The organism is Rhodopila sp. (genome assembly GCF_965277825.1).
GTDB lineage: Bacteria > Pseudomonadota > Alphaproteobacteria > Acetobacterales > Acetobacteraceae > Rhodopila.
Genome location: NZ_OZ255846.1, coordinates 3,917,933 through 3,935,014, shown reverse-complemented (window position 1 = coordinate 3,935,014; position 17,082 = coordinate 3,917,933). Strand labels below are relative to the sequence as shown.

General features: G+C 66.2%; 14 protein-coding genes. 12 read left to right on the top strand and 2 right to left on the bottom strand.

Annotation, left to right across the window (positions count from 1 at the left end; genetic code table 11):
- Positions 1–5 precede the first annotated feature (5 nt).
- The 8 genes from ACQY4T_RS19180 (at position 6) to ACQY4T_RS19145 (ending at position 10,154) form a co-directional block, all read left to right on the top strand.
- Positions 6–2,774 carry a xanthine dehydrogenase family protein molybdopterin-binding subunit gene (locus ACQY4T_RS19180; RefSeq protein ID WP_428533975.1) on the top strand — a complete coding sequence of 923 codons (2,769 nt, stop codon included), beginning with the start codon at positions 6–8 and terminating at the stop codon, positions 2,772–2,774.
- The gene (locus ACQY4T_RS19175) at positions 2,771–3,286 is read left to right on the top strand and encodes a (2Fe-2S)-binding protein (protein WP_428533973.1); all 516 of its coding nucleotides are present in this window, start codon (positions 2,771–2,773) and stop codon (positions 3,284–3,286) included. Before ACQY4T_RS19180 ends, ACQY4T_RS19175 begins: the two co-directional genes overlap by 4 nt.
- Positions 3,287–3,297: 11 nt before the next feature.
- Complete coding sequence (locus tag ACQY4T_RS19170) at positions 3,298–4,038, top strand: hypothetical protein (RefSeq protein ID WP_428533971.1); 741 nt, start codon at positions 3,298–3,300, stop codon at positions 4,036–4,038.
- A gap of 130 nt (positions 4,039–4,168) precedes the next feature.
- Entirely contained in the window at positions 4,169–5,284 is a 1,116-nt protein-coding gene (locus ACQY4T_RS19165; protein WP_428533969.1) for a hypothetical protein, read from the top strand.
- 90 nt (positions 5,285–5,374) lie between these two features.
- Positions 5,375–6,382, top strand: a complete 1,008-nt coding sequence (locus ACQY4T_RS19160) for a hypothetical protein (protein WP_428533967.1) — start codon at positions 5,375–5,377, stop codon at positions 6,380–6,382.
- Positions 6,383–6,567: 185 nt separating this feature from the next.
- Positions 6,568–8,034 carry a class-II fumarase/aspartase family protein gene (locus ACQY4T_RS19155; protein WP_428533965.1) on the top strand — a complete coding sequence of 489 codons (1,467 nt, stop codon included), beginning with the start codon at positions 6,568–6,570 and terminating at the stop codon, positions 8,032–8,034.
- On the top strand, positions 8,031–8,876 hold the full coding sequence (locus ACQY4T_RS19150; RefSeq protein ID WP_428533963.1) for an FAS1-like dehydratase domain-containing protein: 846 nt from the start codon (positions 8,031–8,033) through the stop codon (positions 8,874–8,876). Before ACQY4T_RS19155 ends, ACQY4T_RS19150 begins: the two co-directional genes overlap by 4 nt.
- A 36-nt stretch (positions 8,877–8,912) precedes the next feature.
- Positions 8,913–10,154, top strand: coding sequence for an ABC transporter substrate-binding protein (locus ACQY4T_RS19145; protein ID WP_428533961.1), 1,242 nt, complete (start codon positions 8,913–8,915; stop codon positions 10,152–10,154).
- Between the two features lies 1 nt (position 10,155).
- On the opposite strand, the gene ACQY4T_RS19140 is transcribed toward ACQY4T_RS19145, so the two are convergent.
- A complete protein-coding gene (locus ACQY4T_RS19140; RefSeq protein WP_428533959.1) occupies positions 10,156–10,851 on the bottom strand; it encodes a helix-turn-helix transcriptional regulator in 696 nt (231 codons plus the stop codon).
- Positions 10,852–10,933: 82 nt separating this feature from the next.
- Between ACQY4T_RS19140 and ACQY4T_RS19135 the strand changes: the two genes are divergently transcribed.
- Both ACQY4T_RS19135 and ACQY4T_RS19130 read left to right on the top strand, forming a co-directional pair.
- Positions 10,934–12,184, top strand: coding sequence for an MFS transporter (locus ACQY4T_RS19135; RefSeq protein ID WP_428533957.1), 1,251 nt, complete (start codon positions 10,934–10,936; stop codon positions 12,182–12,184).
- Between the two features lie 172 nt (positions 12,185–12,356).
- Positions 12,357–14,003, top strand: a complete 1,647-nt coding sequence (locus ACQY4T_RS19130; protein ID WP_428533955.1) for an FAD-dependent oxidoreductase — start codon at positions 12,357–12,359, stop codon at positions 14,001–14,003.
- A gap of 6 nt (positions 14,004–14,009) precedes the next feature.
- Here the strand turns inward: ACQY4T_RS19130 and ACQY4T_RS19125 are convergent, their stop codons facing one another.
- Positions 14,010–14,567 carry a type 1 glutamine amidotransferase domain-containing protein gene (locus ACQY4T_RS19125; protein WP_428533953.1) on the bottom strand — a complete coding sequence of 186 codons (558 nt, stop codon included), beginning with the start codon at positions 14,565–14,567 and terminating at the stop codon, positions 14,010–14,012.
- Positions 14,568–14,774: 207 nt separating this feature from the next.
- Here ACQY4T_RS19125 and egtB point away from each other — a divergent pair, with 207 nt between their 5' ends.
- Both egtB and egtD read left to right on the top strand, forming a co-directional pair.
- The gene (gene egtB / locus ACQY4T_RS19120; protein ID WP_428533951.1) at positions 14,775–15,977 is read left to right on the top strand and encodes an ergothioneine biosynthesis protein EgtB; all 1,203 of its coding nucleotides are present in this window, start codon (positions 14,775–14,777) and stop codon (positions 15,975–15,977) included.
- A gap of 12 nt (positions 15,978–15,989) precedes the next feature.
- Positions 15,990–16,943, top strand: a complete 954-nt coding sequence (gene egtD / locus ACQY4T_RS19115) for an L-histidine N(alpha)-methyltransferase (RefSeq protein ID WP_428533949.1) — start codon at positions 15,990–15,992, stop codon at positions 16,941–16,943.
- Positions 16,944–17,082: the final 139 nt, after the last annotated feature.

Sequence of the window (17,082 nt, the reverse complement as noted above, 5' to 3'; positions counted from 1 at the left end):
ACGACATGATGCGGCTCTCGCGGCGCGAGTTGATCAGATCGGGAACCGTCAGCGGCATCGCGCTCAGCATGACCCGGCTCGCCGAAGCCGCACCCCCGAGTTTCCTCGAACGCGAGACCCTACCCGGCCGGGGTATCCGCCATCCCGCCCTCGGCCGGGTCGACGGCGTCGCCAAGGTAACCGGCGCCAAGCTCTATGCCTCGGACTTTCGCGGCTCTGACCTGCCCGGTTGGCCGGCCGAGACGCATCACGCGCTTCTGGTGCGCTCGCCGGACGCCAGCCATGTCTACCAAGGCCTGGATCTCGACCGCCTCGCCAAGATCGCCAAGCCCGCCGTAGTCATCACCGCGCCGGATCTCGCCCGCATCGGCGTGCGCGTCCCCGAGTTCTATGCCGGCGACCTGTTCTGCCCGCCCGGCACCACACCCTTCTACCTCGGCCAGCCGGTCGCGCTGCTGATCTTCGACAGCTTCGACGACTACGACCGCACCCGGGTCGCTATGCGGAAGGGCAACTATCTCGAATTCGGTGCCAAGACCGGACCCGTCGCGGGGCCGAATTATGGCGCCTTCCGCTTCACCCGCGTCGCCGGCCCCGGCCCGGACGCGCCGGATGCCTATTCCCCCATCCAGGAGGGCTGGATCAGCCCGGGCTTCGTCGAAAGCAATGGCCGGCCGATCTGGCAGGTGCTGCCGGACGCCAAGGGACCCGAATATGTGAAAGGTGCCACCTATGGCGCCGCGATCCGCGACGATCTCGCCAAACCCGGCGCCGACGTGCTGGTGCTCGATCGCTCGTTCCAGACCCAGTCGATCGACCCGATGTTCCTCGAACCGGAAGCCGGCATGGGCTACTTCGAGCCGGCCGCCCGGAGGCTCGAGATCGTGCTCGGCGTGCAATCACCGTTCGAGGCGGCAAGCGCCATCGCCACCTTGCTGGGCGAAGCGAGCCCGGAGTTCAGGCCGGCGCGCATCGAGGGCCAGTTCTGCTATGTCGGCGGCGGCTTTGGCGGCCGCGACCACACGCCGTTTCCGCTTTATGTGGCACTGACGGCGATGTTCTTCCCCGGTCGCGCCGTGCGGCTTGCGCATGACCGCTTCCAGCAGTTCCAGGGCGGCATCAAGCGCCACGCCTTCAACATCCGCAATCAGATCGCGGTCAACCGAACCAGTGGGCTGATTACCGCCTTCGCCGCCGACCATGTGCTCGATGGCGGCGGAATGATGAACTATTCGGTCAGCGTCGCCATCGTGGCCGCGACCGGCGCCATCGGCATGTACGACGTGCCCAAGGTCGATGTGACAACGGTCGCCGAACATACCCGCGGCGTCACCGCCGGATCGATGCGCGGCTACGGCACGGTGCAGGGCCTGACCGCGTTGGAGACCCTGGTCGATGAGGTATGCACCAGCCTGCAACTCGACCCGATCGACTTCCGCCGCCGCAATGCGCTGAAGGTCGGCGGCCGCACGCTGACCGGCAATCCGCTGTCGGTCTCGGTGCGCGCGCCGGACATCCTCGACCGGCTCGACCGCCATCCGATCTGGCGCCATCGCGCGGCGGAGAAGGCGAAGGCGCGACCGGGATTCCTTGTGGGCACCGGCGTCGCCTGCGCCAGCAAGGATTACGGCACCGGCGCCGACTGCTCGCTGGGCACCGTCGAGATCGACGCCGAGGGCCGCGTCTCGATCCACAGCGACGCCGTCGAGATGGGCAACGGCATCGGCACGGCGCTCGCCAACCGTGTCGCCGCCCATATCGGCGCCCAGGCCGACGCGGTGACCGTGGCGCAGGTCGGTGTGTTCGATGCACTCGGCCTGGTTACCTCCGGCGATCCGTTCTCGATCACCCAGGCGGAGCAGGACAAGGCAGCGGCAAATCCGCGCTGGGTGCCCTCGATCTCCTCGCCCACCAGTGCCTCGATCGGTGCCCATGTCGGCACCCAGGCGGCGGCGGAGGCGGCACGCGTGGTGTTCCGCTTCGGCCTGTGGCCGGCCGCACTGGCACTCTGGGGCATCGCACCAGCCGACCCGCGCGCCCTGCAATGGCGCGATGCCTTCTGGCAGGACCAGATGCTGGTCCTCGCCGGCCTGTCGCCCTTGCCATTGGGCGCCATTGCCGCGAAGGCGCACCAGCAGGGTGGCGTTACCGGTGCCATGACCCATGCCTTTTCGCGCTGGGCATGGTCGGAGGCCAGCTTCGCGCTGCCCGGTGGAGAATGGTCCGCCGATATCGACGCGCTGGCGGTGCGCCACGGGGCTGGTCCGTTCCAGGTGCTCGACCGCAACGCGGTGGCGTTTCCTCCGACCCACTACAACCGCATCGGCACCGCCTTCGCCTCCATGTGCGGCACGACGGTGCGGGTCGAGATCGAGCGTGCCACCGGCGCACTGCGCATCGCCAAGGCCTACAGCGTGATCGAATGCGGCGAGGCGTTGGCGCCGCAGATCGTGCTCGGCCAAGCCCAAGGCGGCTTCGCCATGGGCGTGGGCCAGGCGCTGCTGGAATACCTTCCGCCGTTCGAGGACGGTCCCGGCAATGGCGGCTGGAACCTGGGACGCTACGTGGTGGCGCGCGCCTCCGACCTGCCGCTGCACGACCTGGAGATCGAAATCCTGCCGCCGCTGTCGCCGCGCGAACCGCCCAAGGGCATGGCCGAGGTGGTGATGATCCCGGTGGTTCCGGCGCTGCTCAACGCAATCTGCGATGCCACCGGCCACCGTTTCCAGTCCCTGCCGGTGACCGTGGCGATGATCAAGGGAGTGCTCGCGTGACCGCGCTCAGCCTGACCGTCAACGGCCGAGCCGTCGGCCCCATCGAGGTGCGCGACGATCTCTCGATGAACGATTTCCTGCGCGAGGTGCTGGGCATGACCGGCACCAAATTCGGCTGCGGCGCCGCGCAATGCCTCAGTTGCGCGGTGATCGTCGATGCCGACGACGGCGGCAGCGCGACCCGGCCGACCTGCATCGCCGCCGCGCTCGACTTCCAGGGCGCCAAGATACGCACCGTCGAGAGCCACGCCGCGGACGGCGTGCTGACGAAGCTGCAGGTCAGCTTCATCGAGCATTTCGCCTTCCAGTGCGGCTATTGCACGCCGGGCTTCCTCAATGAGGCACAGGTGCTGCTGGAGCGGCTTGCCAGGACGCCGATCCCCCAAGAGGACGTCGAGCGCACCATCGTCGAGGCGCTGGACGGCCATCTGTGCCGCTGTTCCGGATACGTAAAATACCACCAGGCGGTGCGCGAGGTCATCCTGGCCGACCCCGCCCGTTATCTCGCCTGAGGGTTGTGACCATGCCGCGCCGGACAGCGATGACGAAATGGCGGCCTCGCGCGCTGATGATGCTCGCGCTGCTGGCGGGCGTGCTTGCCACCGGCTCATTCGCCGGCTCGGTTTCGCCCGATGATGCGAACGCAAACGACGCGAAAGCACACGATGCGAACACGTCCGATGCGAAAAAAGCCGATGCGCAAACACCTGATGCGAAAAGGCTCGACGCGGAGACACCCGATGCGAGGACCTTGGCCGCGCCGGCCGATTTCGCTTCCATCGCCGATCCCAATTCACGCTCGGCAGCCTATTTCACCGAGTTGGGCAAGGTGCTGACCAACCCGCGCTGCACCAATTGTCATCCGCGCACCGACCGGCCGCGCCAGGGCGACCAGGCGCGGCTGCACCAGCCGCCGGTGTTTCGCGGCGCCGACGGCTTCGGCTTGCCGGCGATGCGCTGCACAAGCTGCCATCGCGACGCCAATTTCGATCCCGCCGGCATGCCTGGCCACGCGGAATGGCATCTTGCCCCGCCCGAGATGGCCTGGGAAGGCAAGTCCGTCTCCCAGATCTGCGCCCAGATCAAGGATCCCAAACGCAACGGCGGCCGCTCGTTGCACGATGTGATCGTGCATATTGGCACCGACAGCCTGGTCGGCTGGGCCTGGGCCCCAGGGGTCGGCCGCACCCCGGCGCCAGGCACGCAGAAACAAGCTGGCGCCCTGGTCGAAGCCTGGGCCGAAAGCGGTGCCGCATGCCCGTAACGAGACCCGCTCCGAGGTCGAAATCCCCCGCCGTCGTGGCCTTCAACGCGCCGTGGCGGCGTGCAACTGGCCGCGCCCGTCAACTGGATCAACTTGGGCGACGGTCGGGTCGCCGGAATCGGAGAATTTAATGAACAACACCGTCAGGACTTTCCGCCGCGTTTTGCTTGCCACCGTGCTGTGCGGGGCCACTGCCCTCGGCGCCGTTGCTGCCCACGCGCAGTCCGGCGTCCCGGACTACATGAATGTCATTGTCGGTGCGAAAGTGCCCGACTCCGCCGCCAGTGCGAAGCAGAACATCCTGGCTCTCAACACCGGCATGTTCGAACTCTATGGCGAAGCCGGAACCCTGGTGCAAGGCAGTATCCTGGCGCAACATCCGGTGATCCTCGGCCTGTTCTCCGGCGCCGGAGGACGCTTCATCCTCTACCGGCCGAACCAGGCGCCGCTGGAAGCGCCGCCGGTGCCGGAGGTCTATCAACTGCTCAAATCGGTCGGCCACAGCGTCATGGCGTTGGGCGTCGTGGTCGGGCCGCATATCGGCAAGCAGGATGACGTCTCGTTCCAGCCTTCGCTGCTCGCCTACCGGGAGCGGCTGAAGGCGGCGCTTGCGAGCCTTGACAAGACCAGCATGCCGGTGGAATGGCGCGACAACAACCGCGCGCTGATCGGGGAAAATATCGCTTTCATCGACAAGGTCGCTGCCGGCCAGACCGTCAGCTTCGCCGACGTCCAGAATTTCGCCGCCAAGCAAAAGGATCGTTTAAAACTAAATATCAAATGGGCCGCCGACACCCAGGTAAAGCACTGGATGGGCGTGCTGGCCGATTGGAAAAACCAGCTCGGCCCTGACTGGAGCAAGCTCTATGCCGCCAGCAACACGATCTATGTCGCGCGGCAGAACAACGTTCTGTTCAGCATCCTTGCCCAGTTCTTCGGCCCCGACGACATCAATTCGCGGCTGATCCTGATCGAAACGGTCTCGTTCACCTCGACCCCGCAAGACATGCTCGAATCGCTCACCCGCATCATCGCCGATCGCACTGTCGGAGAAACGTTCTTCCACAGCCCCTACCTGATGGATTACGAGCTGATGGGTGGCGACGCTCGCGATAGCATTATCGCCGAGACCAAGGCGCGCGGCATGACCACGCAGCTTCCGCCCAGGGTGCCATTCGGCTCGCATCAGTGGCCAACCCTGGTCACGCCTGGCCCCGGCCCCACCTCGCTGGCCGATCTGCCTTGACACCAGTAGGCGGCGCGCGCCTCGGGGACGTCTGCCCCGCCGGTGCCCAGGCTGAGGCTATCATTCCACCCTGCATCGAAGGCGAGGCGCATGATGAAGTTGATGGCAATGCGTTGCCGCTCCTGGCTTTCGCGCGGCGCGGGCCTGGCGCTATTGCTCGGTCCACTCGCCGTGGTCGGGATGCTCGCGCCGCTGCCGGCTTCGGCGCGGACCGTTCCGGACTGGCTCACCGGTCTGCCGCGCGAGGACGTGCATGTGAACGCCTGGCCCGGCGGCAAGAAGGTTGCCGTGATCTTCGTGCTTTACGTCGAGGTATGGGGGCCTGGCCACGGCCCGAACCTGCGTGAGGACATGACCTCGCGTGATCCCGACGCAGTAAACGGGGCGTTTCGGCAATACGCGATCGAGTGGGGACTACCGCGCGTCGGCCGGTTGTTCCAGGAACAGGACGTGCCCCTGAGCTTCGCGCTGAACGCGCTGTTCCCGTCCAGCTACCCCGAGATCTGGCCGCAGCTTCGCGCCAGCACGCCGCGCGCGCCGATCCTCGGCCACGGCATGAACAACTCGACGCAACTGCTCCCGCTTACCCAGGGCATCGCCGCCCAAGCGGGCTATATCAAGCGCACGCTGGACATGATCCAGCGCGATACCGGGGAAAGGCCGATCGGTTGGTCCAGCCCAAGTGTCTATCCAAACGCCGATACATTCTCCGCGACCACGGCGGAAGGCATTCGTTACACGTTGGACGGCATGGATTCGGATGTATTGACCGTGTTGCACTCGCCATCCGGGCCGCTGCTGCAAATTCCTTATCCGGCAGTAACGGTTGACATGGGCCACTACCTCACCCGCGGCCTGGAACCGGTCGACCTGGAGCGCCTCTGGATCGACTACGTGACCGAGCTCGCCCGTGAAGCAGAGGCATATCCTCAACGCGAGGCGACCGTGGTTGCCATCGGCATACATCCCTTTGTGGTCGGCACCCCATCCGGCGCCGCCGCGGTGCGCCGGGTTTTGCAGGCAGTGAAGAAACTCGATGCCGTATGGCTCACCGACACGCGCGCCGTGTTTGAAAAGCTACCTTCACAAGACAGATAAGGCGCACCGGGGTACCCGTTATATAAATCTGGTAAGGCAACGTCCGCCACCCCGATTAAATGCCCGACGCCGCGGCGAACCCACCAACCACCACCCCGCCTGATCCGCCCAACTTCGGCCGGGCTTGCCGCCCAGCACCCCGGCTGCGATCCTGCCCCGCGCGACGACAGCGCGGGAGACCGTCATTGACCGACACCTTGCCCACCGCCACGCGAGTCTCGGACCCCGGAATCCGCGCGCTGTACCGGCTGGAAAACCGCTGGCAGGCGTGGCTCGACGTCGAGGCTGCACTCGCCCGCGCCCAAGCCGAACGCGGTATCATTCCAGCACGGGCGGCCGATGCCATCGCAGCCGCCGCTCGGCTGGACAAGATGGACCGCAAGCGTATCGACGAAGCTCTGGCGCGCACCGGCCACACCATCGTGCCGCTGGTCTGGGAACTCGGCCGCATCGTCGGCGAACCGCATGGCGGCTGGGTCCACTGGGGGGCGACCACGCAGAACATCACCCAGACCGGCGACCTGCTGGTGCTACGCCAGGCACACGACGTCTTCCTGCGCCAGATCGGCGAAATCCTGTCCGCCATGGCCGATCTGGCCGACCGCGGTGCCGACCTGCCGATCGCCGGACGCACCCACGGCCAGCACGCGGTGCCGGCCACCTTCGGCTACAAGGTCGCGGTCTGGATCGACGAACTGCTGCGCCACACCGAACGCTTTCAGCAAGCCGCACCCCGGCTGTTCGTCGCCATGCTCGGCGGCGGCGCCGGCACCTTCGCCTCGCTCGGCGAGAACGGACCCGCCGTGCAGCAGGGCATCGGCCGGCTGCTGGGGTTCGGCTCGATGACCGTGCCGTCGCGCGCCATCGGCGACCATCTGGCCGAGAACATCATGCTGCTCGGCCTGCTCGCCGCCACCAGCGGCAAGATCGGTCGCGAAATCTACACCCTGATGAAGACCGAGTTCGCCGAACTGGAGGAACCCGTCCCGCCCGGCACCGTCGGCAGTTCCACGATGCCGCAGAAACGCAATCCCAAGCTTTGCCAGGACATCATCGCCGCCGCCGCCGACATCCGATCCCAGGTGCCTTTGGCGCTGGAAGCGATGATGACCGAACACGAGGCCGACCGTACCACCAGCCTGATGATGGACACGGCCGAACAGCGCGCCTGCATTGTCACCGGCGACATGCTGGCCCGCATGGCTGAGGTGATGCGCGGCCTGCAACTCGACCCCGACCGTATGCGGGCCAATCTGAACCTCGGTGGCGGGCTGATCATGGCCGAGGCGGTGATGCTGCAACTGGGCAGCACGATCGGGCGCCAACACGCGCATGACGCGGTGTATGACGCCGCTCAGCAAGCCTTCGTGCAGCGTCGCCCGTTCGGCGATTTGCTGGCCGCCGACTCGCGCGTCCGAGCGCATCTCGGCGCCAGCCAGATCCACGCGCTGCTCGACCCCACCGCCTATACCGGGCTGTGCGCGGACATGGCGCGCCAGGGTGCGGCACGCGCGCGCCAGGCCGCGGAACACTTGGGGCGCCCAGCCGCGAACCCCACCGCGAATGATACGGCGCCGCCAACCGCAAATGCTATGGCGCGCCCGGCCACGAATGGTATAGCGCGGCCGGCCGCGACGGAGCCGCCAACATGACCGAACTCGACGTCACTAATCTGCGGTCCTGGATCGGGCGGCAGGAAACTTTGCACGATCAGGTAACACGATTCCCGGTCGCCGCGCTCGCAGCCACCCTGGACCGCGACGATCGGCCGCCCGCCGCCGGCGATGCGCTGGCGCCGCTGTGGCACTGGCTGTACTTCCTGCCGACCGCGCCACAATCGGTGCTCGGCCCGGACGGCCATCCCCAGCGCGGCGGCTTCCTGCCGCCGGTGCCGCTGCCGCGCCGGATGTGGGCCGGCGGCCGGTTCACCTTCCATCGGCCGCTGCGAGTGGACGACCCGATCACCCGCACCTCCACCGTCCAGGACGTCACCGTCAAGCACGGGCGCAACGGAACGCTCTGCTTTGTGCTTGTGCGCCACGAGGTCTCCGCCGGTTCCGAACTGGCGTTGGTCGAAGAGCACGACATCGTCTATCGCGACCCGCCGCGCCCAGGCGACCCGCCCGTCGCGCCTGCGCCGGCGCCCGCCGACGCTGTCTGGGGGCGCCGCATCCAGCCCAGCGAGGCGCTGCTGTTCCGCTACTCCGCGCTGACCTTCAACAGCCATCGCATCCACTATGATAGACGTTATGTGACCGAAACAGAAGGCTATCCCGGGCTGATCGTGCATGGCCCGCTGATCGCCACCTTGCTTATCGACCTACTGCGGCGCCATACCGACCGCGCGGTGGCGACGTTCCGCTTCCGCGCCGTCAGCCCGCTGTTCGACACCGCGCCGTTTTCGGTGCTTGGCGTGCCCAACGACAACGGCGCCTCGCTCTGGGCGGCCAACCCGGACGGCAACCTGGCGATGCAGGCCGAGGCAACCTTCTGACCTGGCACACCATAACGATGGAATAAGGACAGCCCGATGATCCGCCGCCGCGCGTTGCTGCTGACCGCCCCCGCTGTGATCGCCGCCCGAACCGCCGTCGCCGCCCCGGCGGTGAAGGTCGGCGTGATGTTCCCGCTGACCGGCAATTCGGCGGCATCGGGCGCCGAGGCGAAGGCCGCGGTCGAGGTGGCGGCCGATATCATCAACACCGGCCACCCCGACCTGAAAGGCCTCACCGTCGGCACCCCCGCCGGCCTGCCCGGCCTCGGGGGCGCCAGGATTGACCCGATCTACGTCGACCATCGCGGCGATCCGTCGATGGCACAAAGCCTGGCGCTGAAGCTGATCACCGGCGACAAGGTGGCGGCGCTGTTCGGCGCCTATCAGTCTTCTACCGCAATGACCGCGACCGCGGTAGCCGAGCGCTACGGCGTGCCGTTCGTGGTGGCCGATTCGGTGGCCGCCAACATCACCGGGCGGGGCTTCAAATACACCTTCCGGGTGACCCCGATCGCCACCAACTTCGCCGACAGCTACATGCGATTCCTGCTGGACCAGAAGAAGGCGGGGCGCCGCGTCCAGGACGTCGCGATCGTCAACGAGAACACTGATTATGGTTCCTCGGTCGGCGATGCTATCGCGGCCGAGGCGGCCAAGGTTGGATTGCCGGTGTCGATACGCGTGCCATACAGCGCCAATGGCGCCGACGTCTCGGCGCAGGTGCTGCAACTGAAGGCCAAGAACCCCTCGGTCGCGCTGTTCGTCAGCTATGCCTCGGACGCGATCTTGTTCTTGCGCACGATGAAGACGCTGGATTACCTGCCGCCGATGATCATTGGCGATTCGGCCGGCTTCTCCGACCCGGCGTTCCTGCCCACCGTGGGCAACCTTGCAAACGGGCTGGTCAATCGCAGCGTCTGGAGCAAGGGGCCGCCGAACAGCCTGTCGGCCGCGGTCAACGCGATCTATCAGGCCAAGACCGGCAACGAGATCGGCGATGTCAGCGGCCGCTCGCTGCAGGCGTTCTTCGTGCTGGCCGATGCCCTGAACCGCGCCGGTTCGACCGATCCAGCCAAGCTGCAAGCCGCCTTGCGGGCAACTGACATGCCGCGCGCCGCGATGATCATCGGATACGACGGTGTCAGGTTCGATGCCAGCGGCCAGAACATCGAAAGCGCCACCTACCTGACCCAGCTTCAGGGCAAAGGTTATGTCACAATCTGGCCGGCCGACGCCGCGGTGGCCAAGGTGCAGTGGCCGATGACCGGATGGCGATAAGTCAGGCGTCGGCCTCGGTGCGTTCCTTGCGCAGCGCCAGCCAACCCGCCAGCCGACCGTTGTCGGGCGGATACTGGTCTGGCATGACCGTTATTTGATCGATCCTATCGACCCGAAAATGCCGGTAATCGTTTCTTAGCTCGCACCAGGCCGCGATCAGCGTCACGTCGACATAATAGGCCAGCGCGATCGGCCAGACGGTGCGTCTCGTGCGACGCTCCTGCTCGTCGACATAGGCCAGGCGCAACTTGCGGGTATCGCGGATCGCGCCGCGGATGTCCGACAGATCGACGCCGTCGGAAACGCGCGCGCTGCCTTTGGAGACATAGAACGGTGCCGCATCGAAGTAGGCCCGGGTCTGGTCCGGCAGCACCACGGCGATCTTCGACAGCACGCCGGCGGCGGCATCCTGCAGCGCTGGGTCGCGCAGCCGCCGGACCAGTTGCGCGCCGACCGCGATGGCGTCCACCTCCTCGGTGGTGAACATTAGCGGCGGCAGGTCGAAGCCGCGGCGCAGCACATAACCTATGCCGGCCGCGCCCTCGATTGGCACGCGCCGAGCCTGCAAGGTGGCGACATCGCGATAGACGGTGCGGACGGTGACCTCCAGCCGGTCGGCTAGCGCCGCCGCCGTCATCGGTCGCTTGGCCGAGCGCAACGCCTGGATCACATCGAACAGCCGATCGGCTCGGCGCATGGCAAGCCCCCCGAGACTGCTGACACAACGCTGTCAGCAGCGCGGTTCTAGCATGCAATTCCTGATCACGGGAGGAGTGGGCATGCAACAGACAGCCAAGCTGAGCCGGATGGCGCTGATCACCGCCGCGACCAGCCTGGGATTCGCCGTGGTGCAACTGGATACATCGATCCTGAACGTGGCGCTGCCGCGGATCGGCGCGGCGCTTGGGGCCAGCCTGGACGGGCTGCAGTGGGCGGTCGACGCCTATCTGCTGGTGTTCGCCGCACTGTTGCTGTCGGCCGGGGCGCTGGCCGACCGGATCGGCGCCAAGCGCGCCTTCCTCGGCGGTTTTGCGATCTTCGCCGCCGCCTCGCTTGCCTGCGGCCTGGCGACCTCGACTGCCATGCTGGTCGGCTTCCGCGCCGTGCAGGGGATCGGCGGGGCATTGCTGGTGCCGTGCTCGCTGGCGCTGATCAACCACGCCTGCGAAGACGACGCAGCGGCGCGGTCGCGTGCGATCGGGATCTGGAGCGCGGCCGGAGGGGTGGCGCTGGCGGTGGGCCCGGTCGCTAGCGGCATCCTGCTGACCGCGTTCGGCTGGCGCGCCATCTTCAAGGCCAATCTGCCGATCGCGGCACTGGGGATCTGGATGGCCGCACGTTTTGCCATCGATCCAGTCCAGCCGGAACGGCGCGGCATCGATGCGCCCGGCCAGGTGCTGACGATCGTTGCGCTGCTGGCGCTGGTCTGGGCGGTCATCGAAGCCGGTACACGGGGCTGGACGGCGTCCGTCGTGCTGGCCGGGTTCGCGGTGGCCGCGACGGCCGCCGCCAGCCTGCCGTGGGTGGAACGCCGGGCGCGGCAACCGGCGATCCCGCTGGAGTTCTTCCGGGATCCGACCTTCAGCATCGCCACGATCGCCGGCTTCCTGATCAGTGTCGCCATATACGGTCTGAGCTTCGCGCTGACGCTGTATTTCCAGAGGGTGTTGTCGTACACACCGGCGGAGACCGGCTGGGCGTTCGTGCCGTTTGCGCTTGGGGTCACGGTGTCGAACCTTGCTGGCGGATGGCTGTCGGCGCGGGTGGGTGCCCGCGCACCGATGGCCGGCGGCCTTTTGCTGGCGGCGGCGGGGTTCTGGCTGTTACGCGGCCTCGGTGCCGATACCTCGTACGTGTCGCTGCTGCCGGCGCAATTGTTCGTTCGGTTCGGCATCGGTGTGGCGGTGCCGCCGATGACCGCCGCACTGCTGGCGACGGTGCCGCGATCACGGTCGGGTTCGGCGTCCGGCCTGCTGAACGCCATCGCCAGGCCTGTGCCGCAATCGGGGTGGCGCTGTTCGGCGCGCTGATGCGCGACGACATGGTGGGCGGTCTGCGCATTGCCGTCTCGGTGTCCGCCGGCTTGCTTTTCGTTGCCGCTTGCTGTGCCGCTATCGGGATCCGCGGCCAGCACCGGGCCGGGCTCTTTCGGCGATCCGCCGAAGCGGGCAGACTGCGTCGAGATGGCGGGAGGCAGCGGGCGTGAGACAGATTGCGACCAGGGTATTGATTGCCGGCGGCGGTCCGGTCGGGTTGACGGTGGCGATGGACCTTGCCTGGCGCGGCATCGCCGTGGTGGTGCTGGAAAGCCGCGCGCCCGGCGAACCACCTAGTGTCAAATGCAACCATGTCAGTGCCAGGACGATGGAGATCTTCCGTCGCCTCGGCGTGGTGCGGGCAGTCCGTGAGGCCGGCCTGCCGGCGGACTACCCGAATGACATAGCGTTTCGAACGACGACGACGGGAACTGAGCTTTCGCGGATTCCGATCCCCTGTCGGGCCGACCGCTACAGCGCCACCGGCGGCCCGGATACCTGGTGGCCGACACCGGAACCGCCGCACCGGATCAACCAGATCTTTCTGGAACCGGTGCTGTTCGCGCATGCCGGGTCGATGCCAGGCGTGCGCATCCTGAACCGCATGCAACTGACCGGCTTCCAGCAGCACGATGCCGGCGTGACAGCGACCGTGGCCGATCTGGACGGCGGCGAGGACCTGACCATTTCCGCCGACTACCTGATCGGTGCCGATGGCGCGCATTCGCTGGTGCGGCGGCGCATCGGCGCCAGCCTGACCGGCGATGCGATGCTGGAGCAGCGGCAATCGACGTATATCCGAGCACCGGAACTGCTGCGGGCGACGCCGACGCGGCCGGCGTGGGCGAACACGTCGCTCAATCCACGGCGCAGCGCCAACATGTTTGCCATCGATGGGCGGGAGACCTGGCTGGTCCACAACTACATGCGTCCGGGCGAGACGTTCGACAACGTCGATCGCGAATGGTGCATCCGTACCATCCTCGGCGTCGGTCCGTCGTTCCCGTTCGAGATCATCGCCAAGGAGGATTGGACCGCCCGGAGAATGATCGCCGACCGGTTTCGCGACCGACGGGTGTTCCTGTGCGGCGATGCCGCGCATATCTGGGTGCCGAATGCCGGATACGGAATGAATGCCGGGATCGCCGACGCGATGAACCTGTCGTGGATGCTCGCCGGCGTGCTGAACGGCTGGGCGTCACCGGCCATCCTCGATTGCTACGAGATCGAACGGATGCCGATCACCGAGCAGGTTTCTCGTTACGCGATGGCGACGTCCGCCGCGCTGGCCCGGCAACGTGGCGTGGTGCCCGACAACATCGAGCAACTCGGTTCCGACGGCGACGCGGCCCGCGCTCGGCTGGGCCAGGATGCCTATGACATCAATGTCGGTCAGTTCTGTTGCGGCGGCCTGAACTTCGGATCGTTCGTGGAACAGTCACCGATAATCGCCGGCGACGGGGCGCACGCTCCGGGCTACACGATCTACGACTTCACGCCATCGACGGTGCCGGGTTGTCGCACGCCGCATATCTGGCTGCAGGAGGGGACCTCGCTATACGACGTCATGGGCGCCGACTTCACGCTGCTGCGCTTCGATCGCAGCGTTGATGTCGGGGATGTCACGGCGGCGGCGCAGAGCAGAGGGGTTCCGCTGAAGGTGGTCGATGTTTCGACCCGGGAACCGGTTTACGCCGAGAAGCTGGTGCTGTCGCGGCCGGACCAGCATGTTGCATGGCGCGGCAACGCCGCGCCGACGGATCCGGCCGGTTTGATCGACCAGATCCGTGGGGCGCGGCGGCTCGCCGGATGATCGGCTTCAAGCCGCCTTGCGGGCCGGGGCGGTGCCGAAGAGCTTGATCATCTCGCGGCAGAATTCGGGCAGATCATCCGGGTTGCGGGAGGTCACCAGATTGCCGTCGACGACCACGGATTTGTCTTCCCAGACAGCGCCGGCGTTGGTCAGGTCGGTGCGCAGCGATGGCCACGAGGTCATGTGATGGCCGCGCACGCCGTCGGCCTCGATCAGGGTCCACGGACCGTGGCAGATCGCGGCGATCGGCTTGCCGGACTGAACGAAATGCTTCACGAACGCGACCGCGTCGGGGTTGGTGCGCAGGACGTCCGGATTGGCGACGCCGCCCGGCAATACCAGCGCGTCGAAACGCTCGGCGGAGACGCTGGCGAGATCGTGGTCCACCGCCAGCATCTCGGCCTTTTCGTCGTGGTTCATCCCTTGGATCTGGCCGCCGTTCGGCGAGATCACTGTCACCTGGGCGGAGGCGGCCTTCAGTGCCTTGACGGGTTCGGTCAGTTCCACCTGTTCCACCCCATTGGTGGCGAGGATGGCGATCTTTCGGTTGGCGATGTCTGCCATGGCGCGTGCTCCTAGGAAGCCGTGGCAACGAGCGTGCCCGCGGCGCGTTGCGTTACAACGCGGCCACGTCGAAGCGAGGCGAGGCGGTTTGTGATCCGAGGTGAACTCTTACTTAACCGCGAATGCTCACCATAGAATGACAAGAAATCGCTGGCTTATTCGAGACTAGACAGTAAGTGCCGGCGTTAACCGCCAGTGGAGGACACGATGGACGACGTTGGACTTTCCCACGAACCTTCGCGCGCCCAGGAGTTGTCCAGTCGTTTCCGGGATATACGCGGCGGGACCGAGTCTCTCGCGGACGGATTGACCGAGGCTGACCAGTGCGTCCAGTCGATGCCCGATGCCAGCCCGGTAAAATGGCACCGAGCACATACGACGTGGTTTTTCGAGCAGTTCGTGCTGGTTCCGCACGTGGCGGAGTATCGGGTGTTCGATCCGGCTTTCGGCTTCCTGTTCAACTCATACTATGAAGCCGTGGGGCCGCGGCATCCACGCCCAACGCGCGGCCTGGTGACGCGGCCGTCGGCGTCGGAGGTGACGCAGTACCGCCAGCACGTCGACGGCGCGCTGCGACAGGCAATTCCGCTACTGACGGATGATGTGCTCACCATCGTCGAACTTGGCCTGCACCACGAACAACAGCATCTGGAGTTGCTGATCACCGACCTGCTGCACGCCTTCGCCGCCAATCCGCTGGATCCGGTGATGATTGCGGATTGGCGTGAGCCCATTGGTCATGGCGGCGAAACGACGTTCGTGACGTGCGGCCGCGGTCTGCATCGGATCGGCCATGACGGCGCGGGGTTCTGTTTTGATAACGAAACGCCTTCGCATGACGCCTATCTGCATCCTCACGCCGTGGCGTCGCGCCTGGTGCGCAATCGGGAGTGGGCAGAGTTCATCCGCGATGGCGGCTACCGGACCTCGTCGCTTTGGATGTCGGACGGTTGGGCCGCGGTGCAGTACAACGAATGGCAGGCACCGATGCATTGGCGTGAACGTGACGGGGCATGGCTGCAATTCGGTCCGGGCGGCCTGGCGGATCTGGTTTTGGACGCGCCGGTGCGCCACATAAGTTGGTATGAGGCCGACGCGTTCGCTCGCTGGAGCGGGGTTCGTCTGCCGACTGAGACTGAGTGGGAGGCAGCGCGCGCCAATCCTTCGATCCACGAGACCAACGGTCATGTTTGGCAGTGGACCGAAAGTGCCTATCGGCCATATCCGGGATATCGGGCCGCGGTCGGCGCGATTGGCGAGTACAACGGAAAGTTCATGATCAATCAGATGGTTCTGCGCGGCGGGTCGATGGCGACGCCGCGCGGCCATGCGCGTTCCAGCTATCGGAATTTCTTTCACCCCGACAAGCGATGGCAGTTCAGCGGCCTTCGTCTGGCAAAAGACCTATAATCGGAGGCTAACGTGCCGAACGATACCGGATTTGCCCCGCATGATACGCGGGCAGACGTGGTTGATGCTGCGATCACTGGGCTTAGCGCCTCACCCAAGACGCTGCCGCCGACGTTGTTCTATGACGACGAAGGCTGTCGGCTGTTCTACGAGATCACTCGGCAGCCGGAATATTACTTGACGCGAACGGAAACCTCGCTGTTGAGGTCGATCGCGCCCGGGCTGATACCGGATGATTTCCGCGATGCGGTGCTGGTCGAATTCGGCGGCAGCGACGAAAGCAAGGCTCGGATTCTGCTGGATCGTCCGGATACGCCGTTTCAAACCTACGTTTCGATTGACGTGGCCGAGGTCGCGTTGCGGGCGATGCACGACCGGTTGGAGATTTCGCATCCTGGCTTGACGGTGGTTCCGGTGGTTGCGGATTTCATGCAACCACTTCGGCTGCCGGCGCTTGGGTCGGCACGCATGGGGTTTTTTCCGGGCTCGACGATCGGCAATCTGGATCCGGCGGCGGCGACCCGGTTTCTGGCGGCGGCGCGAGTCTCACTGGGTGCGGATGCGTGGTTCCTGCTGGGGGCGGATCTGCGCAAGAGTCCAAAGATCCTGCTGCCGGCCTACAACGATGCCGCCGGGGTGACGGCGGCGTTCAATCTCAATCTGCTGCGTCGGCTCAACCGCGAGGCGGGGGCGGATTTCCAGCTTGGTGAGTTCCGCCACGCGGCGATGTGGAACGACCGCGACAGCCGGATCGAGATGCATCTTGTGTCGGTTCGGGAACAGATGGTTCATCTGGCAGGGCGAACGATTGATTTCCGCGAAGGTGAATCGATTCACACCGAGAACAGCTACAAGCACACCGAGCAGCGGTTGGTAGCGATAGCACGCGGCGGCGGGTGGGAGGCACAGCGGGTCTGGAAGGATCCGGCCGGGCTGTTTGGGATTTTTTTGCTTCGGGGTGGGTGAAGGCGTCCGGGTGCTTGTTTGCCAGGGTCGCGCGGGCGGCGGATAAAGAATTTCGACGCGGACGCTTGCGGATGGGCGTGGATTAGGGGTTGGCCGACGGGCGGCGTTTCGCACCCTGCAGCTTGTCATGGTTGCCTTG